Source organism: Roseicyclus persicicus (assembly GCF_012395815.1).
Taxonomy (GTDB): domain Bacteria; phylum Pseudomonadota; class Alphaproteobacteria; order Rhodobacterales; family Rhodobacteraceae; genus Roseicyclus; species Roseicyclus persicicus.
The window spans coordinates 181,771-207,563 of record NZ_JAAZQQ010000004.1 but is presented as its reverse complement, the minus strand read 5'-3'; the positions used below and the strand labels follow the sequence as shown (position 1 = coordinate 207,563).

Annotated in this window: 22 protein-coding genes; 16 read left to right on the top strand and 6 right to left on the bottom strand. The window is 69.9% G+C overall.

What is annotated here, in order from left to right; genetic code table 11:
• Positions 1-138 precede the first annotated feature (138 nt).
• Both pnp and HCU73_RS13130 read left to right on the top strand, forming a co-directional pair.
• Positions 139-2,277 carry a polyribonucleotide nucleotidyltransferase gene (gene pnp, locus HCU73_RS13135; protein ID WP_168623914.1) on the top strand — a complete coding sequence of 713 codons (2,139 nt, stop codon included), beginning with the start codon at positions 139-141 and terminating at the stop codon, positions 2,275-2,277.
• Positions 2,278-2,623: 346 nt separating this feature from the next.
• Complete coding sequence (locus HCU73_RS13130; protein WP_168623913.1) at positions 2,624-2,914, top strand: DUF1330 domain-containing protein; 291 nt, start codon at positions 2,624-2,626, stop codon at positions 2,912-2,914.
• 127 nt (positions 2,915-3,041) lie between these two features.
• Here the strand turns inward: HCU73_RS13130 and HCU73_RS13125 are convergent, their stop codons facing one another.
• On the bottom strand, positions 3,042-4,970 hold the full coding sequence (locus HCU73_RS13125; RefSeq protein ID WP_168623912.1) for a PhoX family protein: 1,929 nt from the start codon (positions 4,968-4,970) through the stop codon (positions 3,042-3,044).
• 251 nt (positions 4,971-5,221) lie between these two features.
• Here HCU73_RS13125 and HCU73_RS13120 point away from each other — a divergent pair, with 251 nt between their 5' ends.
• The gene (locus HCU73_RS13120) at positions 5,222-5,854 is read left to right on the top strand and encodes a L,D-transpeptidase (protein WP_168623911.1); all 633 of its coding nucleotides are present in this window, start codon (positions 5,222-5,224) and stop codon (positions 5,852-5,854) included.
• Between the two features lie 63 nt (positions 5,855-5,917).
• Here the strand turns inward: HCU73_RS13120 and HCU73_RS13115 are convergent, their stop codons facing one another.
• Positions 5,918-6,571: a peroxiredoxin gene (locus tag HCU73_RS13115; RefSeq protein ID WP_168623910.1), complete on the bottom strand. Its 654-nt coding sequence runs from the start codon at positions 6,569-6,571 to the stop codon at positions 5,918-5,920.
• Between the two features lie 246 nt (positions 6,572-6,817).
• Here HCU73_RS13115 and HCU73_RS13110 point away from each other — a divergent pair, with 246 nt between their 5' ends.
• Positions 6,818-8,251 carry an aldehyde dehydrogenase family protein gene (locus HCU73_RS13110; protein WP_168623909.1) on the top strand — a complete coding sequence of 478 codons (1,434 nt, stop codon included), beginning with the start codon at positions 6,818-6,820 and terminating at the stop codon, positions 8,249-8,251.
• 89 nt (positions 8,252-8,340) lie between these two features.
• Complete coding sequence (locus HCU73_RS13105) at positions 8,341-9,138, top strand: hypothetical protein (protein ID WP_420853585.1); 798 nt, start codon at positions 8,341-8,343, stop codon at positions 9,136-9,138.
• Here the strand turns inward: HCU73_RS13105 and HCU73_RS13100 are convergent.
• Genes HCU73_RS13100 through HCU73_RS13090 form a run of 3 tightly spaced genes read right to left on the bottom strand, consistent with a single transcriptional unit; the run spans position 9,056 to position 10,721 of the window.
• Positions 9,056-9,718 (bottom strand): RluA family pseudouridine synthase, encoded by a 663-nt coding sequence (locus tag HCU73_RS13100; protein ID WP_168623908.1) that lies wholly within the window; start codon positions 9,716-9,718, stop codon positions 9,056-9,058. The genes HCU73_RS13105 and HCU73_RS13100 overlap by 83 nt on opposite strands.
• Positions 9,715-10,011 (bottom strand): DUF1244 domain-containing protein, encoded by a 297-nt coding sequence (locus tag HCU73_RS13095; RefSeq protein WP_168623907.1) that lies wholly within the window; start codon positions 10,009-10,011, stop codon positions 9,715-9,717. The genes HCU73_RS13100 and HCU73_RS13095 overlap by 4 nt, the downstream gene beginning before the upstream one ends.
• Before the next feature lie 23 nt (positions 10,012-10,034).
• Positions 10,035-10,721: an N-formylglutamate amidohydrolase gene (locus HCU73_RS13090; protein WP_168623906.1), complete on the bottom strand. Its 687-nt coding sequence runs from the start codon at positions 10,719-10,721 to the stop codon at positions 10,035-10,037.
• Between the two features lie 224 nt (positions 10,722-10,945).
• Between HCU73_RS13090 and pyk the strand changes: the two genes are divergently transcribed.
• From pyk to HCU73_RS13075, 3 genes are all read left to right on the top strand, one after another.
• The gene (gene pyk, locus HCU73_RS13085; RefSeq protein ID WP_168623905.1) at positions 10,946-12,394 is read left to right on the top strand and encodes a pyruvate kinase; all 1,449 of its coding nucleotides are present in this window, start codon (positions 10,946-10,948) and stop codon (positions 12,392-12,394) included.
• A complete protein-coding gene (locus HCU73_RS13080) occupies positions 12,391-12,918 on the top strand; it encodes a hypothetical protein (protein ID WP_168623904.1) in 528 nt (175 codons plus the stop codon). Before pyk ends, HCU73_RS13080 begins: the two co-directional genes overlap by 4 nt.
• 64 nt (positions 12,919-12,982) lie before the next feature.
• Entirely contained in the window at positions 12,983-13,216 is a 234-nt protein-coding gene (locus HCU73_RS13075) for a hypothetical protein (protein ID WP_168623903.1), read from the top strand.
• Here the strand turns inward: HCU73_RS13075 and HCU73_RS13070 are convergent.
• Entirely contained in the window at positions 13,213-13,692 is a 480-nt protein-coding gene (locus HCU73_RS13070; RefSeq protein ID WP_168623902.1) for a type II 3-dehydroquinate dehydratase, read from the bottom strand. The genes HCU73_RS13075 and HCU73_RS13070 overlap by 4 nt on opposite strands.
• Before the next feature lie 189 nt (positions 13,693-13,881).
• On the opposite strand from HCU73_RS13070, the gene rpmI reads away from it, so the two are divergent.
• The 8 genes from rpmI (at position 13,882) to HCU73_RS13030 (ending at position 25,790) form a co-directional block, all read left to right on the top strand.
• A complete protein-coding gene (rpmI, locus tag HCU73_RS13065; protein ID WP_168623901.1) occupies positions 13,882-14,082 on the top strand; it encodes a 50S ribosomal protein L35 in 201 nt (66 codons plus the stop codon).
• 12 nt (positions 14,083-14,094) lie between these two features.
• The gene (gene rplT, locus HCU73_RS13060; protein ID WP_168623900.1) at positions 14,095-14,454 is read left to right on the top strand and encodes a 50S ribosomal protein L20; all 360 of its coding nucleotides are present in this window, start codon (positions 14,095-14,097) and stop codon (positions 14,452-14,454) included.
• 78 nt (positions 14,455-14,532) lie between these two features.
• The gene (locus tag HCU73_RS13055; protein ID WP_168623899.1) at positions 14,533-15,264 is read left to right on the top strand and encodes a class I SAM-dependent methyltransferase; all 732 of its coding nucleotides are present in this window, start codon (positions 14,533-14,535) and stop codon (positions 15,262-15,264) included.
• 74 nt (positions 15,265-15,338) lie between these two features.
• Positions 15,339-16,409 (top strand): phenylalanine--tRNA ligase subunit alpha, encoded by a 1,071-nt coding sequence (gene pheS / locus HCU73_RS13050; protein ID WP_168623898.1) that lies wholly within the window; start codon positions 15,339-15,341, stop codon positions 16,407-16,409.
• Positions 16,410-16,971: 562 nt separating this feature from the next.
• Complete coding sequence (pheT, locus tag HCU73_RS13045) at positions 16,972-19,380, top strand: phenylalanine--tRNA ligase subunit beta (protein ID WP_168623897.1); 2,409 nt, start codon at positions 16,972-16,974, stop codon at positions 19,378-19,380.
• Between the two features lie 89 nt (positions 19,381-19,469).
• Positions 19,470-19,916: a YtoQ family protein gene (locus HCU73_RS13040; protein WP_168623896.1), complete on the top strand. Its 447-nt coding sequence runs from the start codon at positions 19,470-19,472 to the stop codon at positions 19,914-19,916.
• 136 nt (positions 19,917-20,052) lie between these two features.
• Complete coding sequence (locus HCU73_RS13035) at positions 20,053-23,400, top strand: transglutaminase family protein (protein WP_168623895.1); 3,348 nt, start codon at positions 20,053-20,055, stop codon at positions 23,398-23,400.
• A gap of 17 nt (positions 23,401-23,417) precedes the next feature.
• Complete coding sequence (locus HCU73_RS13030) at positions 23,418-25,790, top strand: circularly permuted type 2 ATP-grasp protein (protein ID WP_239025566.1); 2,373 nt, start codon at positions 23,418-23,420, stop codon at positions 25,788-25,790.
• Positions 25,791-25,793: the final 3 nt, after the last annotated feature.

Sequence of the window (25,793 nt, the reverse complement as noted above, 5' to 3'; positions counted from 1 at the left end):
CACGGTAGACGGCCGGCATCTGAGACGTGACGCTCTGGCCCTGGCGCATGGGATGATGAAGGGGTCGGCGGCAATGGGGCCGCCAGATGATGGGAGACCCGGCAGGGGCCGGGAGTGCTCCCCGATAGGAAACGATAGATGTTCAATATCACGACGAAAAGCATGCAGTGGGGCGAAGAGACGCTCACACTGGAAACCGGGCGTGTGGCCCGCCAGGCCGACGGCACCGTCATCGCCACCTATGGCGAGACCTCCGTCATGGCCAACGTGACCTTCGCCAAGGAAGCGAAGCCGGGGCAGGATTTCTTCCCGCTCACGGTCCACTACCAGGAAAAATACTACGCCGCGGGCAAGGTTCCGGGCGGTTTCTTCAAGCGCGAGGCGCGCCCGACCGAAAAGGAAACGCTGACCGCGCGCCTGATCGACCGGCCGATCCGCCCGCTCTTCGTGCCGGGCTTCAAGAACGAAGTGCTGGTGATGTGCACCGTCCTCAGCCATGACCTCGTCAACGATCCCGACATCGTGGCGATGATCGCGGCCTCGGCGGCGCTGACGCTGTCGGGCGTGCCCTTCATGGGCCCGATCGCCGGCTGCCGCGTCGGCTTCACGGATGGCGAGTACGTCCTGAACCCGACCGTCGACGACATGCACGACCTGCGCAACAACCCCGACCAGCGCCTCGACCTCGTGGTCGCGGGCACCAAGGACGCGGTGATGATGGTCGAGTCCGAGGCCTACGAGCTGACCGAGGACGAGATGCTGGGCGCCGTGACCTTCGCGCACGAGCAGATCCAGCCGGTGATCGACCTGATCATCGACCTGGCCGAGGACGCCGCCAAGGAGCCCTTCGACTTCCAGCCGCCGGATTACTCGGCGCTCTACGAGGTCGTGAAATCCGCGGGCGAGGCCGGCATGCGCGCCGCCTACGCGATCCTCGACAAGCAGGAGCGCGTCGCCGCCGTCGCCGCCGCCAAGGCCGCGATCAAGGCGGGCCTGACCGAGGAGCAGCTGGCCGACCCGAACCTCGACAGCGCGCTGAAGAAGCTCGAGTCGATGGTGATGCGGTCCGACGTGGTCAAGCATGGCCGCCGCATCGACGGCCGCGCGCTCGACGCCGTCCGCGGGATCGACTGCCAGACCTCGGTCCTGCCGCGCACGCATGGCTCGGCGCTGTTCACCCGCGGCGAGACGCAGGCGCTGGTCGTGACCACGCTGGGCACCGGCGACGACGAGCAGATCATCGACGCGCTGCACGGCAACTTCCGCTCGAACTTCCTGCTGCACTACAACTTCCCGCCCTACTCGGTCGGTGAAGTGGGTCGCGTGGGCAGCCCCGGCCGCCGCGAGATCGGCCACGGGAAACTCGCGTGGCGCGCGCTGCAGGCCGTCCTGCCGGCGCCGACCGACTTCCCCTACACGATCCGCGTCGTGTCGGAGATCACCGAATCCAACGGCTCCTCCTCGATGGCCTCCGTCTGCGGCGGATCGCTGTCGATGATGGACGCGGGCGTGCCGCTCAAGGCGCCGGTCGCGGGCGTGGCCATGGGCCTCGTGCTCGAGGATGACGGGTCCTACGGCATCCTGACCGACATCCTGGGCGACGAGGACCACCTCGGCGACATGGACTTCAAGGTCGCGGGCACCGAGAACGGGATCACCTCGCTGCAGATGGACATCAAGGTCGCGGGGATCACCCCCGAGATCATGAAGACCGCGCTGGCCCAGGCCAAGGCGGGCCGGATGCACATCCTGGGCGAGATGGCCAAGGCGATGACCGCGCCGGGCGAATTCTCGATCCACGCGCCGCGCATCGAGACCATGCAGATCCCGACCGACAAGATCCGCGAAGTGATCGGCTCGGGCGGCAAGGTGATCCGCGAGATCGTCGAGGTCTCGGGCGCCAAGGTCGACATCAACGACGACGGCATCATCAAGATCGCCTCGCCGAATGCCGACTCGATCCAGAAGGCCTACGACATGATCTACTCGATCGTGGCCGAGCCCGAGGTCGGTGGCGTCTACAAGGGCAAGGTCGTGAAGATCGTCGATTTCGGCGCCTTCGTGAACTTCTTCGGCAAGCGCGACGGCCTCGTGCACGTCAGCCAGATCGAGAACCGCCGCCTGAACCATCCCTCCGACGTGCTGAAGGAAGGCCAGGAGGTCTGGGTCAAGCTGCTGGGCTTCGACGACCGCGGCAAGGTGCGCCTCGCCATGAAGATGGTCGACCAGGAGACCGGCAAGGAGCTGGAGAAGGAAAAGGAAGACGCGGCCGAGTGATCGCCGCCGTCTGACCTGTCACGACAAAACAGCGGGCGCGTTCGGAAACGGACGCGCCCGTGGTCTTTTCGGGGGGCTGCGCGCCGGTTGCGGGTCCCCGCCCTCGCTTCGAATGCGGGTGGGGGGGCAAGTCGTTGGCCTGAAAGTTGACCGTCAACCTCCTCGCCTTACGCCAAGGGTTCCGGCCTGTCGTGCGGGGTGGCCCCTGTGCGGACGAAGCGGTCTTCGCAGTTCACCCCGGGAACTCACGTCAACAACGGACGCATTGCATCTCCATGGGCTGAAGAGAAGCTGGCCCAATGGTCTCTGAGACCTTAGCGTCATGGCTCGGCAACAGGAGGACGCCATGGCCAAAGGATATTGGATCGTTCATATCAGGGTGACCGACCCAGACACCTATCGCCGCTACGCCGAGGTGGCACCCGCAATCGTCAAACGACTGGGTGGACAATACACGGTGGATGCAGGACGTGCCGAAACCGCCGAAGGCGATGCATCCCTTGACCGGCACGTCGTGGTGGAGTTCCCAAGCTATGAAGCTGCGCTGTCGGCCTTCCGGTCGGACGCATACCAATCCATCGTCCACCTCCGCCATTCTAGCGCAGATTGCTCCTTCACACTTGCCGAGGGCGCCTGACACCGAACGCGCACAAGTCCCGCTTTGGGCTCGAAGCGGCCATCTGCTGCGCCGTGTGGACCGCCCAGGAAAGACGCCCCCGGATCACTCCGGGGGCGCGGCACCGCCTACAGACACGGATCGGGCGTCAGCCGACCAGCCCGCCATCCGCGCGGCGCACCGCCACGATGGCCGAGCGCGCGAGCGAGCCGCCGTGGTCCGGCCAGTCGCCGCCATTGTCGCCGGGGTGCTGGATGCCGACGAACATGGTGCGGCGGTCGGTCGACCAGCACAGGCCCGTCACCTCGCAGCCGTTCGGGCCGGTCAGGAAGCGCTCGATGCGGCCCGTGACCGGGTCGCCCGCCAGCATCTGGTTGTTGCCCATGCCGGCGAACTCGCCCTCGTTGCTGTCGTCGCCGTCGGTCTGGATCCAGATCAGGCCGGTGCTGTCGATCACCATCCCGTCGGGCGAGTTGAACAGGTTGCCCGCGTTGATGTTGGCCGAACCCGCCATCGGGCCCTCGGCCACGGTCGGGTTGCCGGCCATCACGTAGAGGTCCCAGGCGAAGCTGTCGGCCGCGTGGTCGCCGCCCGCCGGGCGCCAGCGCACGATCTGGCCGAAGTTGTTGGCCTCGCGCGGGTTCGGGCCGTTCGGGGCCATCGGGTCGCCGCCCGCGTTGGTCCGCACGGTGCCGGCATCGGTCAGCACGCCGCGGCGCGCGTTGTTGGTCAGGCAGCAATAGGCCTCGGCGGCGTTCGGATGCACCGCGATCCACTCGGGGCGGTCCATCGTCGTCGCGCCCACGCGGCTGCCGGCCATGCGGGTGAAGACGGCGATGCTGGCCGCGTCCATGCCGGTGGTGGCCGGCGTCAGCGGCACCCAGCGGCCGGTCAGGTCATCCTCGAACACGGCGACCGAGAGGGTGCCCTCGGACAAGAGCGTCGCGGTGTCCCCGCCGGGGACGTAGACGTCACGGCTGAGCCAGCGGTACATGAACTCGCCCCGCTCGTCGTCGCCCATGTAGACCGCCACGCGGCCGTCGGCGGCGATGGCATAGGCGGCGTTCTCGTGCTTGAAGCGGCCGAGCGCGGTGTGCTTGACCGGGGTGCTGTCGGGGTTCGCCGGGTCGATTTCCACGATCCAGCCGGCGCGGTGCGGCTCGTTCGGGTTCGCCGACACGTCGAAGCGCGGGTCGAAGCTGTGGTAGTTGTAGCCGAAGCCGTCGGCGTTGATGCCGTAGCGCTGGTAGCCCGCGGCCACCACCGGGTCCGACGGCAGCTCGGCGGTCGAGCCGAAGTAGCCGTTGAAGTTCTCCTCGCAGGTCAGGTAGGTGCCCCAGGGCGTCCGGCCCGAGCCGCAGTTGTTGAAGGTGCCGAGCGAGGCCATGCCCGTCGGGTCCTCGGCGGTCTGCAGCAGCGCGTGGCCGGCGGCGGGGCCGTCGAAGGTCATCGGCGTGTTGTGGTGGATGCGGCGGTTGTAGGGGCTGTCGACCACGACGGCCCAGCCGGCCTCACCCTCGGCGATCTCCATCACGCTCACGCCCTGCAGGTGCTGCAGGATGCGCACGTCGTCCAGCGAGGCGGGGGTGCCGTCCGCGGCGTGGGGCAGGTTGACCTCGTTGTTGGTGTATTCGCTGTTCACCACGAGGATCTCGCGGCCGTCAATGTTGAACAGCTCCATGCCGTCGGTGTTCTCGCCGAACACGCGGTCGGCGAACTCGACGCTCACGCCGGCGGCCGGGTCGAAGGCGCCCTCGGCGTCCGAGAACAGCGGGTCGCCCCAGCGCACCAGCACGTCCCAGGTGTAGCCCTCGGGGACGTGGACGGTGCCATCGGTCTGCGCCGCGATCGGCGTGAAGGGGAAGCGCGAGGCGGGCTGCGCCATCGCGGTGGTGCCTTTCAGGAGCCCGGTGCCCATCACCGCGGCGCCCGAGCCGAAGGCCAGAACGCCGCCGAGGAAGCCGCGGCGCGAAATGGCGCGCTCGACCACGCGGTCGAAGTCCTGTACCTCGGGGCGGGGGAAATGCAGCTCGTCCCAGTCGTCGGCGCTGAGCTGCCTGGTGTCGATGTCTTTCATGGAATGCGTTCCCTGGCTTTGTTGACAAGGCTAGGCCTGTGCCGCGTGGCTTAGGGAGGGGGCGTTACGCTTTTGTGACGCGCGGGGCGCTGTCCACAGGAATAGGCGGACCGTATCGGCGGCCTCCTGCCGGGCCTATCGCCCGCTGACCAGAACGTGAGGACCAAGGGACTTGTCCACAGGTCGCGGAGATTCCACAACGAAGGGTGATCCGCCGGGCGATTCTCGCCCGTGAGCAAGGAGTTGGGGCCATGCTGACCCGCCGCCATTTCATCGTCACCAGCGCCGCGCTGTTTTCCGGCGCCCTCGCGGCGCCTGCGGTGGCGCAGGATTCTGTCGGCTTCGACGCGCAGGTGACCCGCCCCGACCCCGACCCGAACGCCAACAACCCCTGGGGCCTGCACCCGCGCTTCATGCCGACCCGGGTGCAGCACCGCGCCGGACTGCGCGCGGGCGACATCCACGTCGACGCGGTCGCGCGCTACCTCTACCACATCGGCACCGACGGCACCGCGATGCGCTACGGCGTGGCCATCGGCCGCCCCGGCCTCTACCAGCCCGGCACCTTCCGCATCGGGCGCAAGGCGGAATGGCCGTCCTGGACCCCGACCGCCAACATGATCGCCCGCGAGCCGCACATCTACGCGCAGTTCGCCGAAGGCGTGCCCGGCGGCCCCGACAACCCGCTGGGGGCGCGTGCCTTCTATCTCTACGAGGGCAGCCGCGACACCTACCTGCGCATCCACGGCACGCCGCAGCCCTGGTCCATCGGCACCTCGGCCTCGTCGGGCTGCGTGCGGATGGTCAACGCCCACGTCATCGACCTCTACGACAACGTCGAGGTCGGTTCGATGGCCTACCTCTACCAGCAGCGCATAGCCTGACGGGGCGCCGGAACGGGAAAGGCCCCCGGGATTTCCGGGGGCCTTCCTGCGTTTCGCGCCGCGTCACGCCGGCATCTTGGTCGTGCGCAGGTAGGGCAGCTTCTTGTCGATCTGGCCGAACTTCGCGGTCGCGGCGGCGTCGTCGAGGCTGAGGGCGACGATCACGTCCTGTCCGTGCACCCAGTTGGCCGGGGTGGCGAGCGGCACGCCGTAGGTGGCCTGCAGCGCATCCAGCGCGCGCAGCACCTCGGCGAAGTTGCGGCCGACCGACATCGGGTAGGTCATCATCAGCTGCACCTTGCGGTTCGGCGCGACGATGAACACCACCCGCACGCTGGCGCTGTCGGCGGCGGTGCGGCCGTCGGGCAGGTAGGCGTCGGCCGGCAGCATGTCGAGCGCCTTGGACACCGTCAGGTCGTCATCGGCGATGATCGGAAAGCCCGCCTTGGCGCCCGACACGGTTTCGATGTCGGCCTTCCATTTGACGTGCTCCTCGGCCTTGTCGACGGACAGGCCGATCACCTTGGTGTTCCGTTTTGCCCATTCGTCGGCCAGCTGCGCCACGGCGCCGAATTCCGTCGTGCAGACCGGCGTGAAGTCCTTGGGGTGCGAGAACAGGATCAGCCAGCCGTCGCCCTGGTAGTCGTGCAGCGCGAAGCTGCCCTGGTCGGTCGTCACGGTGAGGTTGGGAAAGGTGTCGTTGATGCGCAGGGCCATGGGGGTATCTCCTTCTGCTGCGGTCGGCGCCGACATATGCCCTCGGGCGCCGGCCCGCACGGGGTCCGCGCTGTCACGCCGCAGAAAAGGAGGGGCATTCCGCCGCCCTTGCCACCCCGGAACCCGCGTTCCGCCGATCGGGCGCCGGCAGGACCGTCGTTTGCGGCGCGCGGCATGTCGCCGGCCCGGCTTGCGGCCCGGGATGGGGAGTGCGAGTGTCGCCCCCAAGGACAAGGAGGGAGCTCCATGCAGAACAGCCGCCATTTCTACATCGACGGGCGCTGGGTCGCGCCGGCCGTGCCGAACGACCTGCCCGTGATCGACCCCTCGACCGAGGAGGTCTGCGCCACCATCTCGCTGGGCGGGCAGGCCGACACCGACGCGGCCGTCGCCGCCGCGCGCCGTGCCTTTCCGGGCTGGGCCGCGACGCCCCTGGCCGACCGCATCGCCGCGCTGGAGCGGCTGCTGGCGGCCTACCTCAAGCGGTCCGAGGACATGGCGCAGGCGATCAGCGCCGAGATGGGCGCGCCCATCGACTGGTCGCGCCAGCAGCAGGTGACCTCGGGCGACTGGCACATCGAGGGCTTCATCGCCGCCGCGAAGGAGATGGAGTGGGACCGCCCGCTGGGCCCCCACGCGCCGGGCGAGCGGATCTTCCACGAACCGATCGGCGTCTGCGCGCTGATCACTCCGTGGAACTGGCCGATGAACCAGATCGCGCTCAAGGTCGCGCCGGCGCTGGTCGCGGGCTGCACCATGGTGCTGAAGCCGTCCGAGGTGTCGCCGCTGTCGGCCCTCGTCTTTGCCGAGATCGTGGATGCCGCGGGCCTGCCTCCGGGCGTGTTCAACCTGGTGAACGGGGACGGGCCGGGCGTGGGCAGCCAGCTGTCGGCACACCCCGATGTCGACATGGTCAGCTTCACCGGCTCGACCCGCGCCGGCCGCCTGATCTCCAAGGCGGCGGCCGACACGATCAAGCGCGTCAGCCTCGAGCTGGGCGGCAAGGGCGCCAACATCATCTTTGCCGATGCCGACGACAAGGCGGTGAAACGCGGCGCGACCCGCTGCTTCAACAACTCGGGCCAGTCCTGCAACGCGCCGACCCGGATGCTGGTCCACCGCGACCGCTACGAGGCGGCGGTGGAGATCGCCGCCAAGGTGGCCGAGGACACGCCGGTCATCCCCGCCAGCCAGGAAGGCCGCGGCATCGGCCCGGTCGTGTCCGGCGTGCAGTTCGACAAGATCCAGGCCCTGATCCAGACCGGCATCGACGAGGGCGCGCGGCTGGTCGCGGGGGGCACCGGGCGGCCCGGCCACCTCAACCGCGGCTATTTCGTGCGGCCCACGGTGTTCGCCGACGTGACGCCCGACATGACGATCTACCGCGAGGAGATCTTTGGCCCGGTCCTGTCGATCATCCCCTTCGACACCGAGGAAGACGCGGTGCGGATGGCCAACGACACCGAGTACGGCCTGACCAACTACATCCAGACCAGCGACAAGGACCGCCTGCGCCGCGTGGCGCGGCAGCTGCGCTCGGGCATGGTGGAATGCAACGGCAAGGGCTTCGGCAAGGGCTCGCCCTTCGGCGGCATGAAGCAGTCGGGCAATGGCCGCGAAGGGGGCGTGTGGGGCATCCACGAGTTCCTCGAGGTCAAGGCCGTCAGCGACTGGGAGTGACGCCTTCGCGCCGCGGTGACGCCGCGGCGCGGACATCTGTCGTGGTCCCGTGATCCGATGGGCCTATCTCCTGCCGTAGACGGCAAGGGATGGGCGCCATGGACCCGATCGTGTTGATCCTCGGCAGCGGGCCCGCCGCCGTCGCCGTGCGCGGCTGGGGCCGCGCCGCGCTGACCCACATCGTGGCCATCAACAACGCCTGGCGGCTGCGCCCCGACTGGGACGTGTCGATCCACCCCGAGGATTTCCCGGTGGAACACCGCCCGCCGGTCCTCGCGCCCGGGCAGCGCCGGGTCGAGGCGGCCGAGTATGTGCCGATCCAGAACGCCCATGGCGGCTTCGTCTACGCGGGCGGCACCATGGCCTTCACCGCAGGCTACTGGGCGCTGGGCGCGCTGCGGCCACGGGTGATCGCCTATTTCGGCTGCGACATGGTCTATGCCGCCACGGGGCGGACGCATTTCTACGGCACCGGCACCGCCGACCCCCTGCGCCCCGACGTGACGCTGCAGAGCCTGGAGGCCAAGGCCGCGCGGTTGCAGCTGATCGCGGCGCGGCAGGGCTGCGCGGTGGTGAACCTCTCCGCCGGCCCCAGCCGCCTGGTGTTCCCCCGCGCCGGGCTGGAGGAGGTGACCACGGCCCTGCCCATCACCCCCGACACGGCCACGATGCAGGCGGCCGAGGCGCGCGAGGCCGCGCTTGGCTACATGGTCCCCTCGGGGCGCTACTGGGACGAGGCCGACCGCTTCGACGCCGCCGCGCTGCGCGATCTTGACGCGCTGTGGCTGGCCGCCCACGCCGCCGTCAGAACGGCACCGGCGCGCGGAACAGCATCCCTTGCCCGCCCTCTGGGTGCTTCAGCTTCAGGCTTTCGGCGTGGAGCATGAGGCGCGGGAACGCCCGCGCCGCGCCCTCGGCATAGAACGGATCGCCCAGGATCGGGTGCCCGATCTCCTTCATGTGGACGCGCAGCTGATGCGACCGCCCGGTCCTGGGGTAGAGCCGCATCCGTGTGGTGCCATCCTCGACCCGGATCCGCCGCCACGCGGTCTTTGCGGGCTTGCCCTTCTCCCAGTTCACGTGCTGGCGCGGGCGGTTCGGCCAATCGACGCAGAGCGGCAGGTCGATCTCGCCCTCGGCCTCGGCCACCGCGCCCCAGACGCGGGCGACATAGACCTTTTTCGTCTGCCGGTGCTCGAACTGCTGCCCGAGGTGCCGCTGCGCGTGCGGCGTCAGCGCGAAGACCATCACGCCCGACGTGTCCATGTCGAGCCGGTGCACCAGCAGCGCGGTGGGAAACGCCGCCCTGGCCCGTTCCATCAGGCAATCGGCCAGGTGCTCGCCCCGCCCCGGCACCGACAGCAGCCCGGCGGGCTTGTTCAGCACCAGCAGGTGGTCGTCCGCGTGGATCACGTCCAGCGGCGCGTCGGGGGGCGCGTAGGCGAAGGCGGGGTTGGGGTCGGTCAATGGCCGGGGTGCGACTTGTCGAAGGCGGCCTTCTGCTCGGCCGACGCCTCGGTCTGGTGCTGCGCCTTCCAGTCGTCGTAGGGCATGCCGTAGACGACCACGCGCGCCTCCTCCTTGCCCATCTCGATCCCACGCTCGGCCGCGGCCTCCTGGTACCAGCGCGACAGGCAGTTGCGGCAGAAGCCGGCCAGGTTCATCAGGTCGATGTTCTGCACGTCTGCGCGCTCGTTCAGGTGCTGCAGCAGGCGGCGGAAGGCGGCGGCCTCAAGCTCGGTCTTGGTCTGGTCGTCCATGGGATGTCCTTTCGGGGCTTTCCTCAGACCTCGGCATTCCGAAGCGCCGCGTCAAGCATCGGCGCAAGCCGGAGGCCCCAGGCGCGCTGCTCCTCCGCCGTGCCGATCAGGTCGTTGCGCACCTCGACCAGCACATGCGGCAGGCCCCGTTGCACCCCGTGCCGGTCCAGCGCGTCGCCCGGCAGGTGGCCGGAATAGGGCTGGTTGTCGCCCACGCAGAGGTCCGGCTCGGCGTTCAACCGCGCGAGCAGCGGGTAGGCGAGCCGCGTGTCGCCGGCATAGAGCACGCCGACATGCCACGGGCGCGGTGGGCGGCCGACGAACTGTGGCGTGAAGGAATGGACCGCCACGATCACCGGGTCGGGCCGCGCGGCCAGCAACCGCTCGATCCCGCGGTGGTAGGGGCGGTGGAACAGCTCCAGCCTGCGCTCCACCTCGGCCGCGTCGGCATGGCGGTTCGCGGGGATGATCGAGCCGTCATAGATCTTCATGCACAGCGTCGGGTCGTCCTCGCCCCGGTTGGGGTCGATCACGAGGCGCGAGAAATCCGACAGGATCACCGGGGCGTCCAGCGCCTCGGCCAGCGCGCGGGCCACGCCCGCCGCACCCACGTCGTAGGCGATGTGGCGCGCCATGTCCTCGGGCGGCAGGCCCAGGTCGCCGCCCGCCACCTCCGGCGGCACGCGGTTCGAGGCGTGGTCGCAGGTCACGACCCAACGCCCGTGTCGCGTTTCCCCTTAGATGTGGTAGGCTGGCGTCATGCCGCGGCCCTGCCTTCTGCCCGGAACGCGGGCGGAAATAGGCCCTTTCGCCGCGCTTGGCCAGTGGGACGGGGCAAGCCTGTTGTCCGAACCCCCGAATTGCGCCATGAAGCCGGAAGGACAGGGATGTTTGCGCTAACAGCGCGCCGACCGAACAGGCGGGAGACCGACAGATGAAACGCGACCGCAACGTCAAGATCGTGGCCACGCTGGGCCCCGCCTCGGACGGCGAGCACATGATCCGCAAGCTCTACCAGGCCGGCGCCGACGTGTTCCGCCTGAACATGTCGCACGGCAGCCACGCGGAAATCGCCGCGCGCCACGCCGCGATCCGCAAGGTGGAAAAATCGGTGGGCCGGCCCATCGCCATCCTCGCCGACCTGCAGGGCCCGAAGCTGCGCTGCGGTGTCTTCGCCAGCGACGACGGCCACGTCCTGAAGAACGGCGCCTCGTTCCGCTTCGACCTCGACGAGCGGCCGGGCGATGCCAAGCGCGTGCAGCTGCCCCACCCCGAGATCTTCGCCGCGCTGGAACCCGGCGCGCGGCTCCTGGTGAACGACGGCAAGGTGCGGCTGCGTGTCGACGACTGCGGGCCGGATTACGCCGACTGCACCGTCATCGCGGGCGGCCCGATCTCGAACCGTAAGGGCGTGAACGTGCCCGACGTGGTGCTGCCGCTGGCGGCCCTGTCGGAAAAGGACCGCGCCGACCTCGAATTCGTCTGCGAGCTGGGCGTCGACTGGCTGGCGCTGTCCTTCGTGCAGCGCGCCGCCGACGTGACCGAGGCCCGCGCGCTGGCCCGCGGCCGCGCCGCGATCCTGTCCAAGATCGAGAAGCCCGCGGCGGTGAAGGCCTTCGACGAGATCCTCGCCGCCTCGGACGGCATCATGGTGGCGCGTGGCGACCTCGGCGTCGAACTGCCCGTCCACGCGGTGCCGCCGATCCAGAAGCGGCTGGTGCGCAAGTGCCGCTCGGCGGCCAAGCCCGTGATCGTCGCCACCCAGATGCTCGAGTCGATGATCGAAAGCCCGATGCCCACCCGCGCCGAGGTGTCGGACGTGGCCACCGCGCTCTACGAGGGTGCCGACGCGGTGATGCTGTCGGCGGAATCGGCGGCCGGCTCCTACCCGGTCGAGGCGGTGCAGACGATGCACAACGTCGCGCTCGAGGTCGAGAACGACCCCAACTTCCACACCATCATGGCCGCCTCGCGGCAGGTGGCGCGGTCCTCCACCGCGGACGCCATCGTCGCCGCGGCGCGCGAGATCGCCGAGACCGTCGACATCAAGGCGATCTGCTGCTTCACCCAGTCGGGCGGCACCGCGGCGCTGGTCGCGCGCGAACGCCCCCGCGTTCCGATCATCGCGCTGACCCCCATCGTGGGCGTGGCGCGGCGCATGTGCCTGACCTGGGGCTGCCACTGCTACATGACCGGCGAGCTGACCCGCTTCAAGGGCGCGGTGGTCTCGGCCGCGCGGGCCGCGCGGGACGGCGGCTATGCCTCCGAGGACGACCAGATCATCGTCACCGCCGGTGTGCCGTTCAACGTGCAGGGCTCCACCAACATCCTGCGCGTCGCCCCCTGCGCGGAACGCCTGATCTACGCCACCGACCCGGAATGATCCGGGCGCTGGCCGTCCTTCTCCTGCTCGCCGCCCCTGCCGCGGCGCGGGTGGTGGAGGGCGCCATCGTCGCGCAGGACGGGGCAGGGGCGTTCGTCCTCCTGCCCGAGCCGCCCTTCGCCGTGGGCGAGGACATGATCGACCGCCCCGACCTGATCGCCTTCGACGAGGCGCAGGGCGTGCTGCTGGAGGCGCCGCTGGTTCTCGACACCGGCGTCGTGCCGGCGGGATCGGTGGTCGCGCTGCACCACGTCCTGTTCGACGGCACCGGCGGGCGGCACATCGGCTGGGTCCTGTTCGACGCGCCGATCCTTGGCCTTGCCACTACGCCCGAGACGCTGGCGGCCACCGACGCGCTGTCGGGCGTCGAGACGCTGTTCCTCGGCCATGACCTGCGCGGGCTTGAACCCCGCGACCGCGCCTGGATCGACCCGGCCGACCCCCGGCGCCTGTGGGTCGACTGGGCCGGCTCCTCCCCCGGCGACCACCTGCGCGTCGTCACCGAGGCCGCGCCGCTGATGTGAGCCACCCTTTCCGTGCCCGCCCCGCCGTGGCACTGTGGCCCCGCCCAGGACCCCGAAGGCCAAGATGCAGGTCGACCCCGACATCCTGATCGTCATCGCCACGCTGGTGAGCGTGGTCGCCACGGCCTCGATCGTGGCGGCCTGGGCCGACCGCGTGGTCCCGCGCCTGCCGCTCTTGTCGCTGGCGATCGGCCTCGGCCTGTTCGCCTGGGTCCACCTCGGGCTCCGTCCCGGCGGGCTGACGCCGCGGGACATCCCCGACGCCTTCATCCACGTCGCCGCGATGATCCTGAACTAGACCCCCGGCCCCAAGAGCCAGCCCGGCAACGGGTCCGCGCGGTGGCCGATCAGGTCGAGCGCCGCCAGCATGGCGACCTGGTAGCCGTAGGGGCCGAGCCCGCAGATCACGCCCGTCGCCGCCGCCGACTGGATCGAGTGCCGGTGCGCCGCGTCGCGCGCGTGGATGTTGGACAGGTGCAGCTCGATCACCGGGCCGCGGAAGATGCGGATCGCGTCGAGGATCGGCACCGAGTGGAACGACAGCCCCGCCGGGTTGATGATCAGCGCGTCCGACCGTATCCGTTCCTCCTGGATCGCGTCGACCAGCACGGCCTCGCTGTTGGACTGCTCGAAGCGCAGCGACAGGTCCAGCGCGCCGGCCAGCGCCAGGCACCGCGCCTCGATCTCGGCCAGCGTCGTGCGGCCGTAGATCTCGGGCTCCCGCTCGCCCAGGAGGTTGAGGTTGGGACCGTTGAGAAGGGTGATCCGGGGCATGGGCGGTGTCCTTTCGGCTCGGGTGGCTGGTCCCGCCCAGCATAGCCGCCGATCCCGCCCCGCGCCTCTCCGTTTCGCGGGCTGGACAGGGGGTCCGATTGGCCCTATACGGCGCGCTCCAACGGTGCGGCCGGCCACAACGGCATGCCGAGTCGCGCCCGAACCTCTCTACCAAGACAGGAGACGGAAATGCCGAAGATGAAGACCAAGTCGAGCGCCAAGAAGCGCTTCAAGGTGACCGGCACCGGCAAGGTGGTGGCGGCGCAGGCCGGCAAGCGGCACGGGATGATCAAGCGGACGACCAAGTTCATCCGCAATGCACGGGGCACGACCACGCTGTCCGAGCCCGATGCGAAGATCGTCAAGACCTACATGCCCTACGACCGCTGAGGAGCCTGAGACATGTCCCGCACCAAAGGTGGAACCGTCACCCATCGTCGCCACAAGAAGGTCCTCGACGCGGCCAAGGGCTACTACGGCGCCCGTTCGCGCAGCTTCAAGACCGCGACGCAGGCCGTCGACAAGGCCAACCAGTACGCGACCCGCGACCGCAAGGTCCGCAAGCGGCAGTTCCGGGCGCTGTGGATCCAGCGGATCAACGCCGCCGTCCGCGCCCATGACGCCGACCTGACCTATTCGCGCTTCATCAACGGGCTGGCCAAGGCCGGCATCGAGGTGGACCGCAAGGTTCTGGCCGATCTGGCCATCCACGAGCCCGAAGCCTTCGGCGCCATCGTGGCCCAGGCCCGCGCCGCGCTCTGACGCGCGCCGGCCTCGCTTGAGTTCAAACCCCCGCCGGGCGATGGTCCGGCGGGGGTTTTCCGTTTCAGGGGTGCGCGCATGGCCGATTTCTTCGCCGACTATCTCAGGACGACCGACGACCGGCTCCTGTCGAAATGGGTCCACTATTTCGACGTCTACACCCGCGAGCTGACCCGGTTCCGCAGCCGCCCGGTGTCCTTCCTCGAGATCGGCGTGTTCAAGGGCGGCTCGATCCCGATGTGGAAGGCGCATTTCGCGCAAGGCTCGCGCCTCGCCTTCCTCGACATCGACCCCGCCTGCAAGGCGCTGGAGGTTCCCGGCACCACGGTCGAGATCGGCAACCAGGCCGACCCCGCCTTCCTCGCCGAGCTGGCCCGGAAACACGGCCCCTTCGACGTGATCCTCGACGACGGCTCCCATGTCTGCGCCCACCAGGTGGCCAGCTTCGACGCGCTCTGGCCGCACCTGGCCGACGGGGGCGTCTACGTGGTCGAGGATTGCCACACCTCCTACTGGCCCGGCTTCGGCGGCGGCTACCGCAACGAGGCGTCCTTCATCGAATACGCCAAGCGCCTCGTCGACCGGATGCACAGCTGGTACACCGACCAGGACGCGCTGTTCCCCTTCGATCCGATCGCGAAGGATCTGCACTCGGTCCGCTTCTACGATTCCATCGTGGTGGCCGAGAAACGGGTCAAGGCCGAGCCCCCCACCACCCTCTACGCGCAGAACGGCAAGGTGCAGCTGTCGCGCCGCGCGCTGGAGATCCGGGGCCGCAAATCCGCCTTCGCGGGGCGCGACGGCACCTGAGGCCCTGCGGCTTGCAATCCGGGCCTTCCGTGATAGGTGAGGGCGCGGATTTGACGGGCGGAAGGCGCGGGATCATGAACCTCGATCAGCTGAAATCGGACTGGCTGGCACGCATCGGGCAGGCGGCGGACGAGGCCGCGCTGGAGGAGATCCGCGTCGCCGCGCTGGGCAAGAAGGGCGAGATCAGCCTCAAGATGCGCGAGCTCGGCGGCATGTCCCCCGAGGAGCGGCAGGTCGCCGGCCCCGCGCTGAACGCGCTGAAGGACGAGGTCACGGCAGCACTGGCCGCCAAGAAGGCCGCGCTGGCCGACGCCGCGCTGGACGAGCGGCTGCGGGCCGAATGGCTCGACGTGACGCTGCCGGCCCGCCACCGCCGCGCGGGCACGATCCACCCCGTCAGCCAGGTGACGGAGGAGGTCACGGCGATCTTCGCCGACATGGGCTTCTCGGTCGCGGAAGGCCCGCAGATCGAGACCGACTGGTACAATTTCGACGCGCTGAACATCCCCGGCCACCATCCCGCGCGGGCCGAGATGGACACCTTCTACACCCACCGGAGCCCTGGCGACGACCGCCCGCCGCACGTGCTGCGCACCCACACCAGCCCGGTGCAGATCCGCTACATGGAGGCGCACGGCGCCCCCTGCCGCGTCATCGCGCCCGGCCGCGTCTACCGCGCCGACTACGACCAGACCCATACGCCCATGTTCCACCAGGTCGAGGGGCTGGCCATCGACCGCGACATCTCGATGGCGAACCTGAAATGGGTGCTGGAGGAGTTCTTCTCGGCCTATTTCGGCACCAAAGTCCGCACCCGTTTCCGCGCCTCGCATTTCCCCTTCACCGAGCCGTCCGCCGAGGTCGACATCCAGTGTTCCTGGGAAGGCGGCACCGTGAAGGTGGGCGAAGGCAACGACTGGCTCGAGGTGCTGGGCTCGGGCATGGTCCACCCCAAGGTGCTGCAGGCGGGCGGGATCGACCCGACCCAGTGGCAGGGCTTTGCCTTCGGCATGGGCATCGACCGGATCGCGATGCTGAAATACGGGATTCCGGATCTGCGGGCGTTCTTCGACAGCGACCTGCGCTGGCTGCGGCACTACGGGTTCAGCGCGCTGCAGATGCCGAGCGTGCACGCAGGGGTTTGAGGCGGTGCGGAAGACGGTTCTGCTCCTAGTCTCCGTTCTTGTGTTTCTCTTCAATGGCGCAGCTTTGCGGGCCCAAGGCTTCTGTGAGGCCGCCTACGGCCTAGCAATCGTGGCCTCAGACGGCACATTTCTGGGTTCTGTACTCGGTAGGTTTGAAGCCGAGAGCATCTTCAACGAGTATGGCGAGTACGGCTCGCCATACCAAATGAACAGCATACTCAATGAGTATGGCCAGTACGGGGGGCAGTTTTCTCAACTTTCACCCTTTAATCCGTACACAATGGATCCGCCTTTCTTGGTTCACAACGGGCAAGTAGTTGCACGTTTGAGCGTTAACTCGGCGCTTCAAGACGCCGTCAATCCTTTCGCTCTCCTTTCCTGCCGGTACTAAGGTGCGCGCAAGCGCGTAGCGAGTAGGGTGGGGTTCCACCCCACCACGGCCCGCGCATGGTGGGGTAGAACCCCACCCTACATCCCCGCATGGCGCATCGCCCCTTTCCCCGGTGGACACCGCGCGCAGAGACGCTAGAACGCGGGCAACCCCGCGACGGAGCGCAAGCCCATGAAATTCACCCTGTCCTGGCTGAAAGAGCACCTCGACACCTCCGCCACCCTCGACGAGATCACCGAGGCGCTGACCGACCTCGGCCTCGAGGTCGAAGGCGTGGAGGACCGCGCCGCGCGGCTGAAGCCCTTCACGCTGGCCAAGGTGCAATCCGCCGAGCAGCACCCCGACGCCGACCGCCTGCGCGTCTGCATGGTCGAGACCGACGAAGGCGTGAAGCAGATCGTCTGCGGCGCGCCCAACGCGCGGGCGGGGATCACCGTGGTGCTGGCCAAGCCCGGCGACTACGTCCCCGGCATCGACGTGACGCTGGCCGTGGGCAAGATCCGCGGCGTGGAAAGCCATGGCATGATGGCCTCCGAGCGCGAGCTGGAGCTGTCGGACGAGCATTCCGGCATCATCGAGCTGCCCTCGGGCGAGGTCGGGCAGCGCTTCGTCGACTGGCTGGCCCAGAACGACCCCGCCAAGGTCGATCCGGTGATCGAGATCGCCATCACGCCCAACCGGCAGGATGCGCTGGGCGTCCACGGCATCGCCCGCGACCTCGCCGCGCGCGGCCTCGGCAAGCTGAAACCGCATGACCCCCAGCCGGTGCCGGGCGCCTTCCCCTGCCCGATCGGGGTGACGATCGACGCCGACACGCTGGACGTGGCCCCGCACTGGGCCGGCCGCGTGATCCGGGGCGTCAGGAACGGCCCCAGCCCGCAGTGGCTGCAGGACCGGCTGCGCGCCATCGGGCTGCGGCCGATCTCGGCGCTGGTCGACGTGACCAACTTCTTCACCTACGACATGGGCCGCCCGCTGCACGTCTTCGACGCCGACAAGGTCAAGGGCGACCTCCGGGTGCATCGTGCCAAGGGCGGCGAGACGCTGCTGGCGCTGGACGAGAAGACCTACACAGCCAAGCCGGGCCACACGCTGATTTCCGACGACCACGGCGTCGAGAGCCTGGCCGGGATCATGGGCGGCGAGTCGACTGGCTGCACCGAGGCCACGGTGAACGTCTACGTCGAGAGCGCGTGGTGGGACCCGGTCCAGATCGCGCACACGGGCCGTGACCTCAAGATCAACTCCGACGCCCGCTACCGGTTCGAGCGCGGGGTCGATCCCGACTACACCCTGCCGGGGCTCGAGGCCGCGACGCGGATGATCCTCGATCTCTGCGGCGGCGAGGCGTCCGAGGTGTCCGAGGCCGGCGCACCGATCCGGACCGCGCGCAGCTACCCGCTCGACACCGCGCGCGTGATCTCGCTCGTCGGCATGGACATCCCCAAGGCGGAACAGGTCCGCATCCTGACCGCGCTGGGCTTCTCGGCCACCGGCCCCGGCGACGTGCTGGAGGTCTGGGTGCCCTCCTGGCGCCGGGACATCCAGGGCGAGGCTGATCTTGTCGAAGAAGTGGCGCGGATCGCCAGCCTGACCAAGCTGGAGCCGAAGCCGATGCGCCGCCCGCGTCCCGGCGTGCCCAAGCCGGTGCTGACCCCGATGCAGATGCGCGAGCGGATGGGCCGACGCACCGCCGCCGCGCTCGGCTACAACGAGTGCGTGACCTACAGCTTCATCGACAAGGCCGCGGCCAGCCTGTTCGGCGGCGGCGGCGACGACACGATGCTGGAAAACCCGATCTCGTCCGAGCTGAGCCACATGCGCCCGGCGCTCCTGCCGGGGCTGATGCAGGCCGCCGCCCGCAACCAGGCGCGCGGGATGATGGACCTCGCGCTGTTCGAGGTCGGCCACGCCTTCCACGGCGGCGAGCCGGGCGAACAGCACCTGCAGGTCACGGGCCTGCTGGTCGGCCACAGCACCCCGCGCGGGCCGCACGGCGACCGCCGCCCGGTCGACGCGTTCGACGTGAAGGCCGACGCCGAGGCGATCCTGTCGGCGATGGGCGCCCCGGCCAGGACGCAGATCCTGCGCGGCGCCCGCGACTGGTGGCACCCCGGCCGGCACGGGATGCTGTGCCTCGGGCCCAAGAAGGTGCTGGGCATCTTCGGCGAGCTGCACCCGCGCATCCTGCGGGCGATGGACGTGAAGGGCCCCGCGATGGCCTTCACCCTGTTCCCCGAGGAGATCCCGCTGCCCAAGGCGGCCGGCGCCAGCCGCGGCGCGGTCGAGATGCCGGAATTCCAGGCCGTCGAGCGCGACTTCGCCTTCGTTGTCGAGGCGGGCGTCGAGGCCGCCGTGCTGGTCAACGCGGCCGCCGGCGCCGACAAGGCGCTGATCGAGGAGGTGCGGGTGTTCGACGAATTCGTCGGCGGCGCGCTGGGCGAGGGGCGGAAATCCGTCGCCATCACCGTGCGGCTGCAGCCGCGCGACAAGACGCTGACCGAGGACGAGATCGAGGCCGTCGCGGCGAAGATCGTCGACAAGGTGGCCAAGGCCTCGGGCGGCACCCTCAGGGGGTAGCACGATCCTTCGCACGAAGGATCGCGCGCCCTGAATTTTCGCACGAAAATTCAGGGTCTTCCCCCCGCAGACACGGGAAAGGAGACCCCATGCTCACCGTCTACCTGTCGGGCGAGATCCACACCGACTGGCGCGAGGAGATCGAGGCCGGCGCCGAGGGCCTTGGCGTCACCTTCACCGCGCCGGTGACCGACCACGAAGCCAGCGACGATTGCGGCGTCGCGATCCTCGGGGCCGAGCCGGACAAGTTCTGGCACGACCACAAGGGCGCCAAGCTGAACGCCATCCGCACCCGCCACGGGATCGAGACCGCCGACATCGTCGTCGTGCGCTTCGGCGAGAAGTACCGCCAGTGGAACGCCGCCTTCGACGCGGGCTATGCCGCGGCGCTGGGCAAGCCCCTGATCGTGGTCAGCCTGCCCGAGCACCAGCACGCGCTGAAGGAGGTGCACGCCGCAGCACTTGCCGTCTGCGACCAGCCCGGGCAGGTGGCGCAGATCCTGCGCTACGTGCTGACCGGCAAGCTGCCGGTTTAGGGGGCGGCGGCGCCCCCGGTGCACGCCTCGTAAGCCTCGGGATCGACTTTCTTTCGTCGGTGAACCTGCCGTGCTGGGCGCGGCGGCGGAAACCTGCAATAACGGGCCGGACTGACCACGGAGCCGCCCGGACCACATGTCGATCTACGCCAGCCTGCACCACCTCACCCAGTACCGCTACGACCGACCGGTCTCGCTCTCGCCGCAGATCGTCAGGCTCAGGCCCGCGCCGCACAGCCGGACGCGGATCATCTCCCACAGCCTCAAGGTGTCGCCCGGCGGGCATTTCGTGAACCACCAGCAGGACCCCTACGGGAACTGGATGGCGCGCTTCGTGTTCCCCGAGCCGGTGCGGGAATTCCGCATCGAGGTCGACCTCGTGGCCGACATGACGGTCTACAACCCCTTCGACTTCTTCGTCGAGGACAGCGCCGAGCACTGGCCCTTCGACTATCCCGCCGAGCTGCGCGAAGACCTCGTCATCTACCGCACGCCCGAGGCCGAGGGGCCGCGGCTGGCCCAGTTCATCGGCGGGATCGGCTTCGACCGCACCCGGACGGTGGATTTCCTCGTCGCCCTGAACGCCCGCGTCGCGCAGGAGATCGGCTACACGATCCGCATGGAGCCGGGCGTGCAGAGCCCCGAGGAAACCCTGGAAAAGCGCTCCGGCTCGTGCCGGGATTCGAGCTGGCTGCTGGTGCAGGTGCTGCGCCACCTCGGCTTTGCGGCGCGCTTCGTGTCGGGCTACCTGATCCAGCTCAAGCCGGACGTGCAGGCGCTCGACGGGCCCAGCGGCACCGACCACGACTTCACCGACCTCCATGCCTGGGTCGAGGTCTATGTTCCGGGCGCCGGGTGGATCGGCCTCGATCCCACCTCGGGCCTGCTGACCGGCGAGAGCCACATCCCGCTGGCCGCGACGCCGCATTACCGCAACGCCGCGCCGATCAGCGGCACGGCGACCTTCGCCGAGACCGAGTTCACCTTCGACATGCGCGTCGACCGCGTGTCGGAACATCCCCGCATCACCAGGCCCTTCTCGGACGAAGCCTGGGACAAGCTGAACCAGACCGGCCGCACCGTCGACGCGGCGCTGCGGGCAGGCGACGTGCGGCTGACCATGGGCGGCGAGCCGACCTTCGTCTCGATCGACGATTTCGAGAGCGCCGAGTGGAACACCGCCGCCGTCGGGCCGACCAAGCGCGGCCTCGCCGACACGCTGATCCGGCGGCTGCGCGACCGCTTCGCGCCGGGTGGCTTCTTGCATTACGGGCAGGGCAAGTGGTATCCGGGCGAGAGCCTGCCGCGCTGGACCTTCTCGCTCTACTGGCGGCGCGACGGCAAGCCGATCTGGAAGGACCCCGACCTGATCGCCGAAGAGCGCGCCGACACCGGCGCCGGGCCCGAGGCGGCCGAGGCGATGATGCGCGGCATGGCCGACCGGCTGGGGCTCGAGGCCGATTTCGCCGCGCCGGTCTACGAGGACCCGGCCGAGTGGATGCTGAAGGAGGGCCGCCTGCCGCCCAACGTCACGCCCGAGGACAGCAAGCTCAAGGACCCCGAGGAACGCCACCGCTTCACCCGCGTCTTCGAGCGCGGGCTGGACAAGCCGGTGGGCTACGTGCTGCCGATCCAGCGCTGGCAGGCCGCCGCAAGTGGGCGCCGCTGGCGCTCCGAGCGCTGGCGGACCCGGCGCGGCCGGCTGTTCCTGATCCCCGGCGACAGCCCCGCGGGCTTCCGACTGCCGCTGGGCGCGCTCCCGCATGTGCCGCCGGCGCAGTACCCCTACCACTACGTCACCGACCCGACGATCGACCGGGGCGACCTGCCCGACTTCCACGCCGAGATCGCCGCGCGGCTGCCGGCGCAGACGCCGGGCCGGACCCAGCCCGTGACCGAGGCGCAGTCGGCAGAGCCCGGGCAGGAGATCGTGGAACAGGATCTCGACACCGTGGGCGGCGTGGTCCGCACGGCGATCTCGGTCGAACCGCGCGACGGGCGGCTCTGCGTGTTCATGCCGCCGACCGAAAGCCTCGAGGACTACCTCGAGCTTGTCGCCGCCGCCGAGGAAGCCGCCTGCGACATCGGCCTGCCCGTCCACATCGAGGGCTACGGCCCGCCCCCCGACCCGCGCCTCAACGTGATCCGCGTGGCGCCGGACCCGGGCGTGATCGAGGTCAACATCCACCCCGCCCACAGCTGGGAGGATTGCGTCGCCACCACCGAGGCGATCTACGAGGAGGCCCGGCTGTGCCGCCTCGGCGCCGACAAGTTCATGATCGACGGCCGCCACACCGGCACCGGCGGCGGCAACCACGTCGTCGTCGGCGGGGCGACGACCAACGACAGCCCGTTCCTGCGCCGCCCCGATCTGCTGAAATCGCTGATCCTGCTGTGGCAGCGGCACCCGTCGCTCAGCTACCTGTTCTCGGGCCTGTTCATCGGCCCGACCAGCCAGGCGCCGCGCATCGACGAGGCCCGCCACGACACCCTCTATGAGCTCGAGATCGCGCTGGCGCAGATCCCGCGGCCCGGGGCGGGCGACGCGCCCGCGCCGTGGCTGGTCGACCGGCTGCTGCGCAACATGCTGACGGATGTCACCGGCAACACCCACCGCGCCGAGATCTGCATCGACAAGCTCTACTCGCCGGACGGGCCGACCGGGCGGCTGGGCCTCGTCGAGTTCCGCGGCTTCGAGATGCCGCCGCACCCGCGCATGAACCTTGCCCAGCAGCTGCTGCTCAGGGCGATCGTCGCGCGGGCCTGGGCCGACCCGGTCGAGGGCCGGCCGGTGCGCTGGGGCACCGTGCTGCACGACCGCTACATGCTGCCCCATTTCCTGTGGCAGGATTTCCTGACCGTCCTGCGCGACCTGCGCGACCACGGTTTCGAGCTGGACCCGGTGTGGTACGAGGCGCAGGCCGAGTTCCGCTTTCCGTTCTGCGGCGAGATCGAGGTCGAGGGCGTCCACCTGGAGCTGCGGCAGGCGCTGGAACCCTGGCACGTGCTGGGCGAAACCGGCGCCATCGGCGGCACCGTCCGCTACACCGACAGCTCGGTGGAGCGCCTGCAGGTCAAGATGACGACCGCCGCCGCCGGTCGATATCGCGTGATGTGCAACCGCCGCCCCGTGCCCCTTGCCGACAGCGGCACCTCGGGCGCGCAGGTCGGCGCCGTCCGGTTCAAGGCGTGGCAGCCCGCAGAGGCGCTGCACCCGGTTCTGCCGGTGAACGCACCGCTGACCTTCGACATCTACGACACCTGGGCCGGGCGGCCGATCGGCGGCTGCGTCTACCACGTCGCGCACCCGGGCGGGCGCAACTACGACACCTTCCCGGTGAACGGCAACGAGGCCGAGGCGCGGCGCCTCGCCCGGTTCGAGCCGCACGGCCACACGACCGGCGGCTACACGCCGGTTATGGAAACCCCGCATCCCGAGTTCCCGATGACGCTCGACCTGCGGCGGGCGCCGGGGCTGGGATGACCGGACAGGCGGACCCGATGCGGCCTGCCTCCGTCCTGGCGGACTACGCCGTCAAGCCGGGCGTCGCCGACGAGCTGTTCGACGGGCAGGGCGTCATGCGCCCGGTCTGGGCGTCCTTCATGGAGCAGTTCGCCCGGCTGTCGCCCGAGCAGGTCGCCGAGCGGTTCGCGCGCGGCAACCAGTACCTGCGCGACGTCGGCGTCTTCTACCGCCAATACAGCGCCGACCCCCTGCAGGAGCGCGAATGGCCCCTCAGCCATGTGCCCGTGATCCTGCACGAGCGCGACTGGGACGAGATCTGCGCGGGCCTCGCGCAGCGGGCCGAGCTGCTGGAACGGGTGGTGGCCGATCTCTACGGCGAGGCGCAGCTTGTCCGCGACGGGCACCTGCCCGCCATCCTGGTGGCGCAGAACCCCGAATGGCACCGCCCGCTGGTCGGGATCGCGCCGGCCTCGGGCCATTTCCTGCACCTCATCGCCTTCGAGATCGGCCGGAGCCCGGACGGCTCGTGGCTGGTGCTGGGCGACCGGACGCAATCGCCCTCGGGCGCGGGCTTCGCGCTGGAAAACCGGATGGCGACGGCGCGCATCTTTCCCGACCCGTTCCCGCGCGCCAACGTCCGCCGCCTGGCGGGGTTCTTCCGCGCCTTCCGCGGCGCCATGGACGCCCTGCCCGGGGCGCACGGGCGCCGGGCCGCCGTGCTCTCGCCCGGCCCCGGCAACGACACCTATTTCGAGCACAGCTACATCGCACGCTACCTCGGCCTGCCGCTGCTGGAGGGCGACGACCTGATCGTCCAGAACGGCGAGGTGCGGGTGCGCACCGTCTCGGGGCCGCAACCCGTGGGCGTGCTCTGGCGCCGGCTCGACACCGCCTATGCCGATCCGCTGGAGCTGGACGAGAGCTCGCACATCGGCACCCCCGGCCTCGTCGACGCCGTGCGCCAGTCGAACGTCAACATCGTCAACGCGCTGGGCTCGGGCATCCTCGAGACGCGCGCCTTGCTGGCCTTCCTGCCGAAGATCGCCGAGGTGCTGCTGGGCGAACCGCTGCGCATCCCCAACATCGCGACATGGTGGTGCGGCCAGCCCTCCGAGCGCGAGGTGGTCAAGGCCAACGCCGAGGGCATGTTCATCGGCGACGCGCTCAGCCGGGCGCTGCCCTTCGACATCGGCAGCGCCGGGCCGCTGGCCGAGGCGGCCCGCACCCTGTCCGGCGACGCCCTGTCCGACTGGATCGACGCGAACGCGCCGAACCTCGTGGGGCAGGAGGCCGTGACGCTGTCCACGACGCCATGCTGGGTCGAGGACCGGCTGATGCCCCGCCCGATGAGCGTGCGCGTCTTTGCCGCCCGGACGCCGCAGGGCTGGTCCTTCCTGCCCGGCGGCTATGCCCGCGTCGGCCGGACCGGCGACGCCGCCGCGCTGTCGATGCAGCAGGGTGGCTCGGTCGCAGATGTCTGGATCATGTGCGACGGGCCGGCGGCGCCGGACACGTTGCTGGACCGCGAGAGCTTCCGCCGCGAGGACACCGGCGCCCTGCCCAGCCGGACCGCCGACAACCTCTACTGGCTCGGCCGCTACGTCGAGCGCACCGAGGGCGCGATCCGGCTGCTGCGCGGCTATCACCTGCGGCTGGCCGAGACCGGCGATCCCTTCGACGGCAGCCTGCGCGAGGTCGCCGACCTGCTTGCGGCGCTGTTCCTCGACGTGGGCCAGCCCGCCCCTGCCGCCATCGCCCCCGCGCTTGGCGCCGCGCGCGTCTGCGCCGGCCGGGTGCGCGACCGGTTCTCGGTCGACGGCTGGGCCGCGCTCAACGACCTGGTCAACAGCCTCGAGGCGATGTCTGGCACCTTCCAGCCCGGCGACGAGAGCGCCCGGCAGCTCAGCGTGCTGCTGCGCAAGATCACGGGGTTCAACGGCCTCGTGCACGAGAACATGCACCGCACCTCCGGGTGGCGGTTCCTGACCTTCGGGCGCGCGATCGAACGCGCCGATGCTGCGGCCGCGGCGGTCGCCGCCTGCATGGAGGGCAACGGGGCGGCCACCGGCCTGCTCGACATGGCGCTCGAATACGGGGACAGCCGCGTCACCCACCAGCGCCGCTACCGCATCGACCCCACGCGCGAGACCGTGGCCGACCTGCTGGCCCTCGATTCCCACAACCCGCGCTCGATCCTGTTCCAGGTCACGTCGATGCGGCGCATCGCCGAAGACCTGCCCCGCGCCCGGGTGCAGGGCCGCGTGTCGGACCTGCTCGGCGCGCTCCTGCGTCTCGAAACCGACCTCGTCGTGTCCCGGCCGGGCGACGTCACCCCCGAGCGGTTGCGCGCGGTGCGCGCGGCGCTGGCCGGGGTGTCGACGGCGCTGTCCGCGGCCTACCTGGCCTGAGGA